Genomic DNA, 14,931 nt, shown 5'->3' with positions numbered 1-14,931 from the left:
ATTCTATTCAACAATGCCCATATGTCCGTTACTCTCAAGCGACAACTCCCAGGTGCGCAATTCATAATTCTCTTTGCCCGAAAGGACATAAGGATCACGCTCTGCTATCTGCACCGCTTCTTCTCTGGACGCAGCGCGGATAATGACCATACCGCCGGCATAATCCGTAAACGGCCCGCACAATACCAGCTTCCCCTCCCGGTCAAGCTCCCGTAAATGGTTCACATGGGCGCGAATGAGTTCAAGACTCATTTTTTCATTCGTTGCATGGCTGAGCAAAATAACATAACGAATATCTTCATCTCTGGTAACATAGCTCATTTGTACATTCCCCTTTTTTATTAGACTGTGATCCGATCTGCAGACTCCGGTGCGGAATGCAGCCAGCAGTGCGTATCATCAGCTAAATAGTCGTGATACAGGCCATAAGCAACCCCGCGGCAGCCCCCGCATTTTTCCCGAATTCCGCATTGTCCGCAGTTTCCGCCCAGGTTGCTCCGGTCACGCAATTGCTGGATAACAGGAGAGCTGTCCCAAATCTCTTTTAAGGGACGCTCATGGACATTGCCTAAATGTACCGGAAGCATAACACAGGGAGTGACCCAACCATCTGCAGAAATATACCCTTGCGCCATACCGGCTTGGCAGCCTCGGAAGCCCTCCTGGCAGGCTAAAGTGGGATCAACCAAAGCCATTTGCGCCAAGTGGCTGCTGAACTTCATACGCCCTTTAAGCTGCTCCCTCTTGTTCACCCACAGCATCGCCAATGATTTCCATTGCTCGGGAAGCAAGTCCATGCTTTGACTTCCCCGGCCTACAGGCACGAACTGGGACAGATTGAATAGATGGACTCCTTTGGATAAGGCAAATTCAATGACCTGCTCGGTATGATGCACATTTTCCTTGTGGGGAGTAAAGCAGATATGTGTCTGGAGTCCTGACTCCAGAGAAGCACCAATGGCACGTTCCACACGATTAAACAGCCCCTTCAGCCCTCTCACTTCATCATGCGTCTGGCCTATGCCATCGAGGCTGATCTGGATGCGCTGAAGTCCTAATCCTCTTAATTCCTTCGCTCTTTTCAGATTCAGACCCCAGCCGTTGGTTCCCAGACCCACCTGCATATGATGATGAACGGCATGCTCGATGATCTGTTCGATATCCGCCCGAAGCAGCGGCTCTCCGCCAGATAAGGCCAAATCAATACAACCCATATCCGCCAGCTCGTCAATTAACTGCAAAGCCCGCGCCTGATCCAGTTCTCCCGGAAGACAGGTTCCAGAGCTTGACGAGCAATGTATGCAGTGGGCATTACACAAATTAGTAACCGACCAGACCATATGTACAGGATAGCGGAACCATTCCTCCACCATGTTTAGACCAGCTCCGTTTCTTGTGATTATCCGTATATTTCAAAGCACTCCTGGTTGTTAAAGTACTGCGCAATTATATTTTGAAGGTCACCTATACTGATCTGATCAATGAATGTCAGGAGTTCGTCCAGAGGAACCATACGTCTATGACGCATCCAGGCCTGGGCAATTGAGACCGAACGGCTGTGGGATACGGAAGCATCCAGGGCCATTTGTGTTTTTACTTTTTGCTTGGCACGGTTGTATTCGCGTGGTGTGATCCTTCCAGCCTCCATCTGGCGCAGCTCGGCCAGCATCTTTTCTCGGATCCCCTCCAGCTGAGCTGACCTTGCCAAACCATAGATTTTGAACAGTCCTTTGCCGCCCAATACGGAGTATACACAGGTGATCTGCTGGGCGAATCCAGGGGCAACGATCACATTATAAAGTCTTGAGCCGATATAATTATCGTCGCCCAGCAAGGTGCATAGTAAATGGACTGCGTAATGTTCTTTATCTTCAAGCGGCGGGAGACTCCAGGCCCACACTGAGTAACATAGATCTGCACGCTTTTGCGAAAGGTTAACCACCACAGGTTGTGCCATTAGAGGCTGTTCAAGCCCGACCGGAAGCATAGGCTCCTCCCAATCCTGTAAAGCTTGCAGGCAGGACTCCAGTCCGCTGCATTTCTCAAGGCTGCCGGAAATCACCAGCAGAATATTGGAGGGAATGTAATGCCGCAGGTGAAATTCTCTAAGCTCCAGAGCGCTCAGTTTTAGAATATCTTCATCGAGACCAATCAGCAGTTTGCCGAGACGTCCCGGATACACGTATTGATGAAGCGCATGAGTAAGTCTGCTCCGCGGTTCCTCTAATTGTCTTGATAATTCCTTGCGGATAATATTCTGTTCCAGACCAAAATCTTCTTCCCGCAATAGAGGCTGACGAATCATATCCATTAATGGAAAAAAGATTCCGGGCAATTCTTCAGGGGTGGAACGGCTGTAGAAGCAAGTATATTCCCAGGTGGTAAAAGCATTCATAGTCCCTGTCATTTGAGTGAACTCGGGACTCATGGCTCCCTTCGGATAGAGCAGCGACCCCCGAAAAAGCAGATGCTCCAGCGCATGTGCTATACCTGTCTGTTTCGGGGACTCATGTCTTGCCCCGCTCAGTACAAAAAATCCGGCCGTCACACTTGCCATTGAAGGCATATCCTCCGTGATTACGTTCAGACCATTTGGATACTTCCACTGCGAGTGGGCCATAACGTCCTCCTAATGATTCAATACTAACGCTGAAGCGGATACCGGACCCAACGTCACCAGACCCATTTCTGCAGCCGGGACGGCGTTCTGTAATGCGGACTGAATAGCCTCCGGAGTAACTGCACTTATGGCTTCTTTCATGGCCGTTAACGTCCCGGGGTATCCCGGATACCATGAGGCGGTCAACAGCGTGTTCATTCTGGAAGCTGTACTCTCTGACCTTAGGACCATCTGGTTTAAAAGCTGGTTTTGGGCGGCCTTGACCTCCTCCCTGCTCATTCCGTTATTCCTGATTTGCTCCATTTCTTGAACGATAGCAGATGCCGCCCAGGATACGGAATTCGGTCCGGTGGCCAGATAAAAGGTCATGAGTCCCGTGTCCCTGAAGGACATCAAGCTGCTCCGCACTTGATAGGCCAACCCTTTTCTCTGCCGGATACTTTCAAAAAGTCTGGAACCGTCTCCTCCACCCAGCACCTGTGACAACACAGCAAATGAGAAAAAATCAGGATGTCTGCAGGATACACAGGGCAACGCTGCTGCCAGATGAACGAGTCTGCCTTCCTGTTCGATGGAATACGCACAGGATTGCCAATAAGGGGGTTCTTCCCGGGGAACGATCAGTGAATCCTGTTCAGCGCCGGCTTCACCGATTTCATCCAGCAGCTTCCCCAGTCTTTCCTTTGAAATGCCTCCAACTACAACAACCACACAATTATTTGGCACATAAAGACGTTCATAGACGCTCTTCACCTTGGGGAAATCCAGCTTCGTTATATCTTCAACCCGGCCTACAGCTGACCGTCCGATCGTTTTACCGCCGGACATTTTTTCACGCAATACATCCATTACGTACGCATTTGGTTCCTTCCGGCGTTTACTTGAAAGAACTGCTGCATACTCCTTGCTGGCCGCAAAGGTCTCAGGGCACAAATCAAACTCCAGAATATCATGCAAAAACAGTTTGAAGACCGGCTCAAATTGATCACAAAGCACTGTAGTCCAGTGGCGTGTCCATTCTATATTGGATGAGGTTTTCAAATTAGCTCCGAAATCCGCCAAAATATCATTGAGATCTTCTTCCTTCTGTTCTCTTCGCCATATCCAATGTTCGAGAATCCGCGAACTGCCTATTTCATCTTCTGCTTCCAGCCTTGCACCCGCACCCGAAAGCAGACCCAGCGATACCGTGTTCATACCGGCTAACGGAAGATGAATAATTTCCAATCCACTGCTTAACCTCCGGCAGGTTGTTCTGCTCTGATCCATTGGCTGCCTCCTTGTAAAAAGAACCTCCGGCAGCGCCCGAGGCTCCTTGCTTGCTAAATTACTCTCCAGGCAATAACAGATAATTCCCCTAAATCTACAATATCCAGTTCTTGAATGGCTGCCAGCAAATCAGCGTCTTCCATTTCCGCCATATTGTCACGGGCGATGTCCCACAGCAGTTCTCTGGTTGCTTCCATTTCCTCACCTCCTCTCTATAGGGCTGGTCAGGCTGCCTGGAGCAAGCCTCGTTTCAATAGCTTCTGAAGTAATCCGTTCACTTCCCCGCGTCCCTGGTCACACTGGAAGGCTGGAATGGATTCCTCAACAAGCCCCGTAATCTCGGCAACCCGGGCGGGCTGCTCACACAGCTTCAATATGGTATAGGCCAGACGTGACAACACATGGAGCTCGTCCGTAGCCGGGTTGTACACCACGTATTTGCTATTTTCCTCTTTGCGGGTAACAATATTGGATGCGAGTGTTAGTACCGTATCCGAAGTTAAATTTGGCATCTTATCCTCTCCTTCTACACTTGAACTGCTTCAGGAACCACCCAGCAATAAGGATCGCCCATTGAAGCATCGTTATGATAGGCTAATGCCGCAGAGCGGCATCCTCCGCAGATGAACTTATGCTCACAAGTGCCACAATTCCCTTCGTTTCTTGTCGTCCTATCCCGTATATTCGCTAGGACCGGCGAGTAGCTCCAGATGTCCTGGAAGCTCTGCTCACGCAAATTGCCTGCTGTGAGCGGTAAAGTCACGCAAGGGGTGACATCACCGTTAACCGTGATACGGGCGGTAACATAACCTGCACCACAGCCTATATATTGTGCTGCCTGCTCTGGCGGCAGCATCAGTGCAACACGGCAGTCATGCCAGTATATCTTCAGCTTTCCGGCGTACTCCTGCTGCATGGAGATCCACTCCACAATCACATCGCGAAGCTCATTTGGCGTAAGCGCCAATGCCTGATCTCCCCGTCCTGTGGGAATGAACTCAGATAAATTCACTCCATTTGCACCGAGTCGGGCGGCCAATTCTACGACCTTTCGGCCATCCCTGAAATTAAGCCGGGTCGGCGTATACCCAACAGTTACATTAATCCCATGCTTCACTAATGTTTCTATAGCGCTAACAGCTTTGTCATACAGTCCTTTGACACCGCGCACCTGCTCATGCACTTCCGCCGTTGCTCCATCAATACTGACACAAATCCCGGACACTCCTGCCTCGATGATCCGGCGGCACATCTCATCATCAATCACGGCTCCATTGGTGCCGATCGAAACCATCATCCCCTTCGACGAAGCACGGGAGGCTATGTCCATCCAATCGGGCCTGAGCAGAGCTTCTCCCCCAGAGAGTCCAAGCAGGAGGACACCGGCCTCAGCTAATTGATCGACTACGGAAAGAGCCTCTTCTGCGTCTAGTTCGTCGGGGTGCCGGCGGCCTGCGCCTGAATAGCAATGCACACAACTGGCGTTGCACAAAAGTGTAATCTCCCAGACCAGGTAGAACGGAGCTTTGAACTGATCCTGTATTGCTGCAATATTACTCATATTTCCCTCCCTCACCGGGACTGTTTACTCCCGGCTTTCAATATGTGCTACTAAATTAACATATATTAGAAGAAGAAGGATCGTACATTTGAGGTATTTTTATAATATAATTTGGATATTAAGCCGCAAAAAGGATCACCCCCTCAGTCAACTACCGGGAGATGATCCTTTTCTATTACTCACTAATTATTATTTAAGCAGCTCGGCAAAAAAGAGAGAAACGGCTTCCTTTTGGTTGTGTACCCCAAGCTTGCTCAAAAGATTACGGATATGGGTTCGTACCGTAGTATAAGAAATGTGTAGCTCTATAGCAATCTGCTGCGTTGTATGGCCTCTGGATAATAGGCCCAGCACTTTATTTTCTTGAGAAGTCAGCTTTTCCATCAGGGAAAAAATCGCGGCCTGTTCGAGGGTCACCCAGATTAACCTTTTATCGTAGCTGCTGGCCCGTATATTCTTCAGGAAAGGAACCCGGACCGAACCACGTTGAACAAATACCCTGCGTGATCCGTTGCAATTGTTCATATGTTCTGCAGCACTTAGAACCTGGCAGGTTTTACAGAGGCTGTTCCCGGTAGAATCACTGAAGAGATCAAGGGAACGGCAGGCCTTGCCGACCGCTTGTGTGGCCGAAATACCAAGCAGCGTACCAAGCTCCGCGCTCCATTGTAAGACTTTCCCAGTCTCATCAATGATAAAATAGCAGTCAGAAGTGCGCCTGATCCAACTCATATCCTCTACATTGGTTACGAAAGGCGCTTTGAGCTCTCCCATCTCTTTACCCCCATTTTCCAAACAGTGATTAGTGAAGTTTGTCTGGATGCAGGTTCCAAAAAGAAAAAATAATTGCATTATTTTCTATTTATTTGATTATAGCATTGCTTTCCAGACTGTCAATTCTTCATCACAAAGATACTAATGGGTACTTGTCTACATCATCTATTGATCTAAGTATACAAAAACGCTACTGACAGCCTTATGTCAGTAGCGTTTTAACATGCTATCCAGCTATTTAATGGCTATATAAATCTGCACTTCTGTGTTTGCTGGATCCGAATTCCTGGAATCATAAAGCTCAAAATCGCCCGTATAGGTTCTCACCTCCGGCGATTGCTTGAAATAGGTCCATATCTCCCGCCACGCCTCAGGCACCACTTCATACATAGGTCCCTTCTTTGCCGTGAATACGATGTACTTACTTTCGGGTATTTCTACAACCGCATGATTATTATCATCCTGGACGAATTCATTATCTGTTTCATGTCCAATTACAACTGTATAGGCTCCGTTCACGTCGCTTTCATAATCCGTATACAACGAGTATAGGAATTGAGGATTTCTGACCCCCGCGGCAGAAACAAGATTGCTCTGAAAGTAGGTGTCCCAAAGTTGTGGCAATCGTCCGTCCGGTCCCGTTTCTTCAGCGTTTGTTGTACGTACAGCCACTCCAGTAATGATCAGCTTGGGCTTGTGGGTCGTATAAGTGTTCATGGTTGAATCCTCTCCTTTCTCCAAAGTATACATGGAGAAACTCGACATCTGACTGTCATGTTTATGAAGAGAGATCCTTGGTTAGTATTCATCACTGAATTTGCTCTACCTCATACAAGGACTTATCCGATGCCGGAAGGAATGGGGTCCACTCTCCCGTTGTGTAGAGCAAAAGCCGGTGCATAGCACGCGTGCATGCGGTATAGAATAACTTGCGCTCGCTCTCCAGATGATACGTCTGCGAAGATGCGTCGTAGATTAGAACGGCATCGAATTCAACGCCCTTGGCGAGATATACGGGGAGGATCAGGGTTCCCTTCTCAAAGTTGGGCGTACTCTTCGTCACAAGCTTCAACCCCTGGCAGCCCTGAGCTGTAAGGAGATCATAAGCAGCTTTGCTTTCGGCCGCTGTCTTGGTGATGATCCCGATGGAGACCAAGCCTTCCGCCTGAAGCGCCGCAAGATGCTCAGCTATTCTTGCTGCCCGCTGCCCGCCGCTGCCCATCTGAGAGAGGAGCGGTTTCCTGCCCTTGCGTTCAAAGGCTACAATCTCCTTGGCGTTAGGCAATAAAGACTTCGTGAATTCCACAATCTCACGTGTTGACCGGTAACTGCGAACCAGACGGAATAAGCTCGTTTCAGATTCGCCATACAATCCGATGAGCGGTGAATCTTCGCCGTGCAGTTCTGTGGCCTGAGCAAAGATAGCCTGACCGAAATCGCCAAGCACCGTCATGCGGGCACGGGGAAACATTTTTTTGAGGAACTCATACTGAAACATCGAATAATCCTGACCCTCATCGACGAATACATGCCGGATCTCCGTGTTCACCCGAACGCCCTCGATGAGCTCTTTCAGGTACAGGTACGGTGTCGCATCTTCATAGAAGAGTTCGGACCGGCTAAGCTTCTCCTTGGTTTGCTGACAGATTTCCGGCCAGAGCAGGGAAACTCCAGCTTCATTCGTCATCTTCGCCAAAGCATTCTCTTCTTCAAAGAACTGGATGTACAGCCGGATCATGTCTATGAACAACATCCGCTTCACACTTCGCTTCAGCGGTTTAATTTGCTCCTTCACGACCATCCGGCGCAGCAGTGCTTCCTCCCGCTCAGCATAATCGAAATCGCCCTCGTCCAGCCTGCGCTTGCCGCGCTGCATTTCGCGGGCTTCTTCATATTGTTCGGCAAAGTCAAACACTCCCCTGTCTTTATGCAGTTCATTAAACACTTCGGCGTACTGATCGTTGTCAAGATAATCTAGCTCCTCCTGCACCCAGAACGCCTCACGTTCCTTGTCTTCCAGCAGAGAAAGCTCACGCAGCAGCCACTCCTGCAGCAAAGTGATGCGGTTGGATAAGCGAATGGAAGAATCATAGCTGTAAAATTTCGATTCCATTTGCTTAGCTGTGATCAAATCGCGATCCCGGAAGCGTATGCTTATGAATCGCATGCCCTTCCCCTCCAACCCCTGCGCATACTTCTGGAGCGCTTGAAGAAAGTCCACAGATGCCTTGTATTGGATTCCTTTCAGCCGGGCTTCATACCCGCGGTCAGATTGTTCTTCCAGCACATATTCAATCTGGTCAAAGGGATCCTCTAAACGAAACGTCCTGCCAAGCCAGTAATCGAGATATTCATGGAAGGTCGTCTGCTGCATGTTCTCTTCACCGAGTTCAGGAAGAACGGTAGATACATAACTGTTAAACATCGGATTAGGTGAGAATAGCACAATTTGGTCAGCCCTCAGCCGTTCGCGGTGTTTATACAGCAGGTACGCCACCCGCTGCAGGGCAGCCGAGGTTTTCCCGCTGCCAGCCGCCCCCTGCACGATCAGCATCCGGCTGTTGTCATCGCGGATAATGGCATTCTGTTCCTTCTGGATCGTCGCGACGATGCTCTTCATCTGATTGTCCGCACCCTTGCCAAGCACCTGCTGCAGCAATTCATCGCCAATCGTTAAGCTCGTGTCGAACACATTCTGCAGTTGATCTCCGCGAATCTGATACTGCCGCTTCAGCTGCATCAGTCCAGCGATAGCTCCACCCGGCGTGTCATATCCGGCCGCGCCCGGTGAATAATCGTAATACATACTAGCGATCGGAGTACGCCAGTCATACACCAGAAAACTCATGCCATCTGAGTCAATGAAGGATGACACACCGATGTAGACTTGCTCGGCAGTGTTCAAGCCATCCTCATGAAAATCGATGCGTCCGAAGTAGGGAGAGGACAGCAGCCGTTTCATGTTTTTCCATTGCTGCGCGCGCAACCGCTGGCTTCGCTCCCGTTCGGACAATAAAGCTTCCTGCTGCCTGATACTGTAGAAGGTCTCTTCAAAATCTTCGCTAGTGCTTGTGTTTACAGTTACTTCTTCCCAGAATAGCTTGCGGATGTCCACCACTTGGTCATGCAGCCCGGCCACCTCCGGCTCCAGTTCGCTGATCCTTGCTTGCAGCTTTTCCATAACCCGCTTCAGCCGTTCCTGTTCTTGCTTCCAATCCTCCGCACTTATCATCTTCCTGCATACACTCCTTCATTCGAATTTGTAAAATGAAAGTTTGACAACCCGTATTACTGTGTGGTAAGATTAAGTTGTAAATAGGATAGGATTATTAGGCGATTCGCAAAATAAATGATTAGTAATTCTCCAATCATATCATAATACCTCTGTGTGCACAACTCCATTTATACATATTTAGCCCCGGCAGATTTGCCGGGGTTTTTAATTGCCAGGGGCCTTGAAATTCCTGCAACTTAACCTAACGTGATTCTTATGAAGGCTCCTCAATCTGAGGGGCTGTTTTCTTTTTCAGGGAACAAACCCAATCATTGAATGCATAATCAGCTCACCTGCAGTAGATAATTTCTAAAAACAAGGAGAGTGGTTAAATTGAAACGATCGGTAAAATCAGTCACGTCCCCCAAGAAATTTATAGTAGGTCACCACTTATTAAACGAACTATCTACGTATACCACTACTTATGGTGACCATGCTTATGTAATTTGTGACGAATTCATTCTGGATCGTGCAGCGAAAGAGGCGGGTCAATCCTTTGAAGAAGCTGGACAGCAGAGTGAGTTCGTGAAATTTAATCTGCAAATTACTCAGGAAGAAATCGATAGGCATTGTGAAGCGGTTAAAAAATCAGGAGCTAATGTGATTGTGGGTATTGGCGGCGGGAAAACATTAGATACTGCTAAAGCCACCGCTTATTATGTACATTTGCCTGTGGTTATCTTCCCAACCATCGCTTCAACTGATGCCCCCTGCACCGCACTTTCTGTCATCTACAAAACAGACGGCTCGTTTGACCGCTATCTGTTCCTGCCAACCAATCCGGATGTGGTCTTGGCAGATACAAATATTTTAGCAAGTGCTCCAACCCGTTTTTTTGTCGCTGGAATTGGAGATGCGCTCGCCACCTATTTCGAAGCACGCGCCTGCTACCAGAAAAATGGTGATAATCTGGTCAATTTGAAACCCTCGCTTGCCGGATTAGGTATCGCCAAGATGTGCTATGACACTGTTCTGGAATATGGCCTTCAAGCGAAGATAGCGGTTGATCATAAAGTTTCCACTCCTGCCGTTGAAAAAACAATTGAGGCCACCATCTATTTAAGTGGTGTGGGGGCTGAATCCGGCGGTTTAGCCGCTGCTCATGCCATTCATAACGGAATGACCGCTGTTCCATCACTGCATCATGCACAGCATGGCGAAAAAGTAGTGTTTGGTTTATTAACACAGCTTGTTTTAGAAAGTGCACCCAAAGAAGAAGTGGAAACGGTCATCAACTTCATCAAAGAAGTGGGCTTACCCTTAACATTAAAAGATCTCGGTCTGGATCAGTTTAGAGAGGAAGAATGGCGGAAAGTGGCGGAAGATGCATGTGCCGAAGGAGACACGATGGGCAATATGCCACATCCCGTAACTCCTGATGACGTATACCAGGCCATCATTGCGGCAAATGCATTGGCAGAATATTATCATAATTAAAATCTCGAGACCTATTGAAACGCTAAGCAGCCAGTTGCCGGGATGGAACCGACAGCCGGCTGTTTAAAGCCGCTGAAACAACTGCTCCCCTTTTGTCTGCATATATCTATACATTGCTAGGCATGCCGCTATCATAATCATGCCAACCCCTAACAAGAGGAGATTTGCATTTACCTGCGTCAGAAGAAGGGATAGTCCCAAGGGAACTAATAAACTGATGATCCCTATGAGCATAGATACAAGAACTGCTGCACTCTGTTTGATTACCGTAACTTCGCTTTTCCACTCCAGGTTAGGTAATTTCAGGTTAACAATAATGCCCATCAGCGCGGAATAACAAGCATAGATCAAAGGGATAACAAGCAATAATAAGCTTTCCATCCACCCCGTGCGCAACGATATCATAAGCATTACACTACTAATACTCAGGACCGGTAAGGTGATGGTCAGATTCACGGCAACTTTGCTAAGCCATATCGCTTGTTTCGATACGGGTGAGCTTTTTAGTATCCATAAATTGTTGCCTTCAAGCGAAATGGAACTTGACGTTGTGCAGCTTAACACTACAAATAAGGAAAGCAGGATAGGAGCCAGCGTACTCAGATAATGGGATAATTGTGGAATTTCAATCATTTCCCCCAGCTTCTCCGAACTGACAAACAATAAGGCAACCGACATCACCAGTAATAGAATCATGCCTATACTTGTGTTCAGCACATAAACAGAAGAGCCAAAATATCGGCGCAACTCCTTCTTATACAGTGCACGAAATGGAGAGGAGGCTTCTAACGGCTTCATGGTATATTTGCTGCCTGCATGACTGGTCATTAGACCTGTATGAATCGCTTTATATTTTGTACTTAATACAGTGGCAAATATTATAAATGAAAGTACGGATAACGCAATAAATAATAACAATGAGCCTACCTGATACGAGCAGACCGCATCGACATACATCGCTGCAAGAGGATACAGCTTAAATATCATATCGGCCAGCTCAGCCCCCATATCAGCAAGTGCCTGCTCGTTTCCATTGAGTGTAAATGAACCGACCATAAGTACAATCACAATGGCAAAAGTTAATACAAGACTGATCATCCGGCTCGCTTTAAACCGGGAAGAGATCCAGCTGATGCATGAACCAATAATCGTTGCCGCAATAATCGGCAGTAATGGGATAAATAAAAGGGTCATTAGAAAAAACAGATAAAATAACGTCCCCGGATTCACTTTTATAGCATACACCACACCTGCTGGCAGCATGACCATCAAAGAAAAGAACAAATTCAGCACATAGAGCTGAAGAACACGGCTTGCCACAACATGACTCGTCTTGATCGGCAGCGACATCACCAAATCGTAGTCCTTATAGCTGAATAATACACCGCTTGCCTTATAGACCGTGGTGAAGAACCCTACAATAGAAGTAACAGCCATCATAATCGCCAGTAATAGATCCATTCGCCCCATTTGTTCAAAAGTCACAGCCAACATGAAGCTGTATCCAAATGAAACTACTGCTATCATAAGCACTCCCACAAGAATACCAAAGGCGAGTAGAAGCGATTTGCGTTTTTCTTTAACATCTTTTGTATGTAAAGCTTTATTCAACCCAAATGAAGAAAACAACTGCAGCTTCGTTAATCTCCAGATATTAATCATTGTCGATCAGCTCCATGAATAATGCTTCCAGGCTATTTTCGCCCTTTACTTCTTCTGTCTTGCCATGGACTATTAATTGGCCCCCCTTTATGATCGCTATCTTATTGCAGAGCTTCTCTGCCACATCCAGCACATGCGTGGAGAAAAAGATGGCACTGCCGTTGCTGCACAGCTCTACCATAATTGTCTTTAGCATGTGAGCGGCTTTTGGATCAAGGCCAACAAAGGGTTCGTCTAACACTAACAACTTTGGTTTATGAATAAGTGCAGAGATAATCGCAAGCTTCTGCTTCATCCCATGGGAATACGATGAGATCATATCACCCAAATGGACCGTAATTTGAAAAGCATCGCTGTATTTTTTAATAAGCTGCTCACGATCCGCTTTGGATACACTAAAGAGATCACCGATAAAATTCAAGTACTGAATGCCGGTAAGATGATCATACAAATCCGGGTTATCCGGAATATACGCAATCCTCGCCTTGCACGCTACCGGATCTTTTTTAATGGAGATACCGTCAATTTCAATATCCCCTTCTTCAAAATCAAGCACGCCCACTACTGCCCGAATGGTTGTTGTTTTACCTGCTCCGTTATGTCCGATAAAGCCGTAGATATCGCCTTGCTCCACCACCAAATTCAAGTCATTTACTGCCTTTTTACCACCCTTATAGCTTTTGGTAAAATGTTTGATTGTAAGCATGCCCTTTCACCCTTTCAATGCGTTTTTTCCCATACGCTCTTCCCGTAGAATAACTATAGTACGAATAGCACCGCCCGAACGTTCATTTGTCTGTATATTAAAAAAAGCCCATCCCCCTTAGGATGGACTTCCTCATTATTAAAAAATCAAGCGCCAGCGTAGTTTCACACTTCTTCTACTTTCTGAATGCCGCGCAGCCATATTCTACGGATGGATAACGTATCGGAAATAGTCGTGGTCGGGTCGCCGTCGACCAAGACCAAGTCTGCTCTTGCCCCCTGAATGATACGCCCGCGGTCGTTCAGGCCGAACCGGCGGGCTGTTTTTGAAGTAGCGGACTGAAGAGCTTCTACGGGCGTGAATCCCGCTTCCACCAATAGCTGCATTTCATGGTGTACACTAGCGCCATGGGCAAGCCCGCCAAGCGATGGAACCGGCACGGAGACATCCGTACCCACCAGGATGTCTACACCTGCATGATGAAGATCCATCACATTCCGGTAGTTGTCTTCCATGCTGCCTTGCGGGTAGGTATGGAAGCTGGCATTCAGCGTATCCAACCATTCCGGACTGAGCCTGGAACTCACACGGTGATCCTTGGCCAATTCCGCTGCGGAGTTACCGATAATGGAAGAGTTCAAAACCAGACACGGTGTAACGAAAGCACCGGACTCTGCGATCATTCTCACCAGATCCGAAGTATTGTCCGGGCGGTCGATGAATAAATGGGCCAGACCATCGACCCCGACTTCGATGGCTTGCCGGGAGGATTCCGCAGTCAACACATGGGCAATCACGATCTTGCCGTACCGGTGCGCTTCCCCTACGGCTGCACTTAGAATATCTTGGCTTAAGACAGGCAATCCGGGGGCGGCCAGTACCGTCCCTTCCTCAATCATAATCTTAATATAGTCGGCTCCCTCCCTGACTTGTTCGCCTACAAATGCCAACGCCTCGTCCCTGTTCGATACCGCAGCCGCTTCTCCGTGATCGTGATCATGGGCATGAGCAGCCAGCATAGCGTTGCGATCTTCCTCGCTCATTTTCTCCAATTCCTTCAGTACAAAATCCGGGATTTCCCCATCCCCAGGCATAAGTTCATCGGGATGCCCTCCAGGAGGTGTGACCCCCATTCCGGCAGACCGCACGTCGGCAATATCCTCAATCCCCTGGAGCTGTGCCTCGCGGCCGTTTTTCGTAAACCCGCCCATCATTTCCAGTTCAGTCGTCACACCGAATTTCAGTGCGTCACGCAGGCCCTCTACGGAAGTGTGAACGTGGGCATCGATCAGACCCGGCAGTAAAGTCCCTCCTTTCGCATCAATGGTGATCGCATGTGCCGGTATTCCCCCGCCTACCGATAGGATCTGTTCGCCTTCAATCAGGACCGTCGTGGCTCTGATCACGTTCTCGCCGTCAAATATGCACGCATTGGTGATTGCTGTAATCATTGTGATACCTCCTATAATGGGATAGTGTTTGTTATTGATTGGAATATAACAGTTAGACTTCTAACTGTCAATCGTAAAATTAAATGAAGTCTAACCATTTGAATTTGACAATTTAGGGAGCGAAAATTAAGATGTTCTTATAATTAGAATTCAAACTATAGCAAGGGAGTCAGGCAC

At 47.9% G+C, this 14,931-nt stretch carries 14 protein-coding genes; 1 reads left to right on the top strand and 13 read right to left on the bottom strand.

Translation table 11 applies throughout. The features are described from left to right. Window positions 1–3: 3 nt before the first annotated feature. The 10 genes from NYE29_RS10885 to helD form a co-directional block, all read right to left on the bottom strand. Window positions 4–321 (bottom strand): YciI family protein, encoded by a 318-nt coding sequence (locus NYE29_RS10885; protein ID WP_052092395.1) that lies wholly within the window; start codon window positions 319–321, stop codon window positions 4–6. A 20-nt stretch (window positions 322–341) separates the two neighbouring features. Next, the gene (locus tag NYE29_RS10880; RefSeq protein ID WP_340895935.1) at window positions 342–1,373 is read right to left on the bottom strand and encodes a radical SAM/SPASM domain-containing protein; all 1,032 of its coding nucleotides are present in this window, start codon (window positions 1,371–1,373) and stop codon (window positions 342–344) included. Window positions 1,374–1,399: 26 nt separating this feature from the next. Then, a complete protein-coding gene (locus NYE29_RS10875) occupies window positions 1,400–2,620 on the bottom strand; it encodes a M16 family metallopeptidase (RefSeq protein ID WP_340895933.1) in 1,221 nt (406 codons plus the stop codon). A 9-nt stretch (window positions 2,621–2,629) separates the two neighbouring features. Further along, window positions 2,630–3,889 (bottom strand): M16 family metallopeptidase, encoded by a 1,260-nt coding sequence (locus NYE29_RS10870; RefSeq protein ID WP_340895932.1) that lies wholly within the window; start codon window positions 3,887–3,889, stop codon window positions 2,630–2,632. A 53-nt stretch (window positions 3,890–3,942) separates the two neighbouring features. Next, window positions 3,943–4,086, bottom strand: a complete 144-nt coding sequence (locus tag NYE29_RS10865) for a hypothetical protein (RefSeq protein ID WP_156130981.1) — start codon at window positions 4,084–4,086, stop codon at window positions 3,943–3,945. Window positions 4,087–4,113: 27 nt separating this feature from the next. Then, the gene (locus NYE29_RS10860) at window positions 4,114–4,401 is read right to left on the bottom strand and encodes a PqqD family protein (RefSeq protein WP_038598046.1); all 288 of its coding nucleotides are present in this window, start codon (window positions 4,399–4,401) and stop codon (window positions 4,114–4,116) included. A 14-nt stretch (window positions 4,402–4,415) separates the two neighbouring features. Continuing rightward, the gene (locus tag NYE29_RS10855; protein ID WP_076113765.1) at window positions 4,416–5,450 is read right to left on the bottom strand and encodes a radical SAM/SPASM domain-containing protein; all 1,035 of its coding nucleotides are present in this window, start codon (window positions 5,448–5,450) and stop codon (window positions 4,416–4,418) included. Between the two features lie 189 nt (window positions 5,451–5,639). Further along, window positions 5,640–6,224: a response regulator transcription factor gene (locus NYE29_RS10850; protein ID WP_076113766.1), complete on the bottom strand. Its 585-nt coding sequence runs from the start codon at window positions 6,222–6,224 to the stop codon at window positions 5,640–5,642. Between the two features lie 234 nt (window positions 6,225–6,458). Beyond that, a complete protein-coding gene (locus tag NYE29_RS10845) occupies window positions 6,459–6,941 on the bottom strand; it encodes a GyrI-like domain-containing protein (protein WP_076113767.1) in 483 nt (160 codons plus the stop codon). A 91-nt stretch (window positions 6,942–7,032) separates the two neighbouring features. Beyond that, window positions 7,033–9,456 (bottom strand): RNA polymerase recycling motor HelD, encoded by a 2,424-nt coding sequence (gene helD / locus NYE29_RS10840; protein WP_076113768.1) that lies wholly within the window; start codon window positions 9,454–9,456, stop codon window positions 7,033–7,035. A gap of 375 nt (window positions 9,457–9,831) precedes the next feature. Between helD and NYE29_RS10835 the strand changes: the two genes are divergently transcribed. Continuing rightward, window positions 9,832–10,935 carry a glycerol dehydrogenase gene (locus NYE29_RS10835; protein WP_076113769.1) on the top strand — a complete coding sequence of 368 codons (1,104 nt, stop codon included), beginning with the start codon at window positions 9,832–9,834 and terminating at the stop codon, window positions 10,933–10,935. Between the two features lie 63 nt (window positions 10,936–10,998). On the opposite strand, the gene NYE29_RS10830 is transcribed toward NYE29_RS10835, so the two are convergent. The 3 genes from NYE29_RS10830 to NYE29_RS10820 all read right to left on the bottom strand — a co-directional run bounded on the left by NYE29_RS10830 (window position 10,999) and on the right by NYE29_RS10820 (window position 14,754). Further along, entirely contained in the window at window positions 10,999–12,597 is a 1,599-nt protein-coding gene (locus NYE29_RS10830) for a hypothetical protein (RefSeq protein WP_340895931.1), read from the bottom strand. Continuing rightward, window positions 12,590–13,303 carry an ABC transporter ATP-binding protein gene (locus tag NYE29_RS10825; RefSeq protein WP_340895930.1) on the bottom strand — a complete coding sequence of 238 codons (714 nt, stop codon included), beginning with the start codon at window positions 13,301–13,303 and terminating at the stop codon, window positions 12,590–12,592. The genes NYE29_RS10830 and NYE29_RS10825 overlap by 8 nt, the downstream gene beginning before the upstream one ends. Window positions 13,304–13,467: 164 nt before the next feature. Then, window positions 13,468–14,754 carry an amidohydrolase family protein gene (locus NYE29_RS10820; RefSeq protein ID WP_340895929.1) on the bottom strand — a complete coding sequence of 429 codons (1,287 nt, stop codon included), beginning with the start codon at window positions 14,752–14,754 and terminating at the stop codon, window positions 13,468–13,470. Between the last annotated feature and the right edge of the window lie 177 nt (window positions 14,755–14,931).

It is taken from the genome of Paenibacillus sp. FSL M7-1046 (assembly GCF_038007405.1).
In the GTDB taxonomy this organism is placed as follows: Bacteria; Bacillota; Bacilli; order Paenibacillales; family Paenibacillaceae; genus Paenibacillus_AQ.
The sequence above is the reverse complement of the archived record's forward strand: the minus strand, read 5'-3'. Positions and strand labels throughout refer to the sequence as shown.

What these genes read in the sequence shown, in the direction of transcription:
- NYE29_RS10885 (WP_052092395.1), bottom strand. Translation starts at nt 321, where the DNA reads ATGAGCTATGTTACCAGAGATGAAGATATTCGTTATGTTATTTTGCTC.
- NYE29_RS10880 (WP_340895935.1), bottom strand. Translation starts at nt 1,373, where the DNA reads ATGGTGGAGGAATGGTTCCGCTATCCTGTACATATGGTCTGGTCGGTT.
- NYE29_RS10875 (WP_340895933.1), bottom strand. Translation starts at nt 2,620, where the DNA reads ATGGCCCACTCGCAGTGGAAGTATCCAAATGGTCTGAACGTAATCACG.
- NYE29_RS10870 (WP_340895932.1), bottom strand. Translation starts at nt 3,889, where the DNA reads ATGGATCAGAGCAGAACAACCTGCCGGAGGTTAAGCAGTGGATTGGAA.
- NYE29_RS10865 (WP_156130981.1), bottom strand. Translation starts at nt 4,086, where the DNA reads ATGGAAGCAACCAGAGAACTGCTGTGGGACATCGCCCGTGACAATATG.
- NYE29_RS10860 (WP_038598046.1), bottom strand. Translation starts at nt 4,401, where the DNA reads ATGCCAAATTTAACTTCGGATACGGTACTAACACTCGCATCCAATATT.
- NYE29_RS10855 (WP_076113765.1), bottom strand. Translation starts at nt 5,450, where the DNA reads ATGAGTAATATTGCAGCAATACAGGATCAGTTCAAAGCTCCGTTCTAC.
- NYE29_RS10850 (WP_076113766.1), bottom strand. Translation starts at nt 6,224, where the DNA reads ATGGGAGAGCTCAAAGCGCCTTTCGTAACCAATGTAGAGGATATGAGT.
- NYE29_RS10845 (WP_076113767.1), bottom strand. Translation starts at nt 6,941, where the DNA reads ATGAACACTTATACGACCCACAAGCCCAAGCTGATCATTACTGGAGTG.
- helD (WP_076113768.1), bottom strand. Translation starts at nt 9,456, where the DNA reads ATGATAAGTGCGGAGGATTGGAAGCAAGAACAGGAACGGCTGAAGCGG.
- NYE29_RS10830 (WP_340895931.1), bottom strand. Translation starts at nt 12,597, where the DNA reads ATGATTAATATCTGGAGATTAACGAAGCTGCAGTTGTTTTCTTCATTT.
- NYE29_RS10825 (WP_340895930.1), bottom strand. Translation starts at nt 13,303, where the DNA reads ATGCTTACAATCAAACATTTTACCAAAAGCTATAAGGGTGGTAAAAAG.
- NYE29_RS10820 (WP_340895929.1), bottom strand. Translation starts at nt 14,754, where the DNA reads ATGATTACAGCAATCACCAATGCGTGCATATTTGACGGCGAGAACGTG.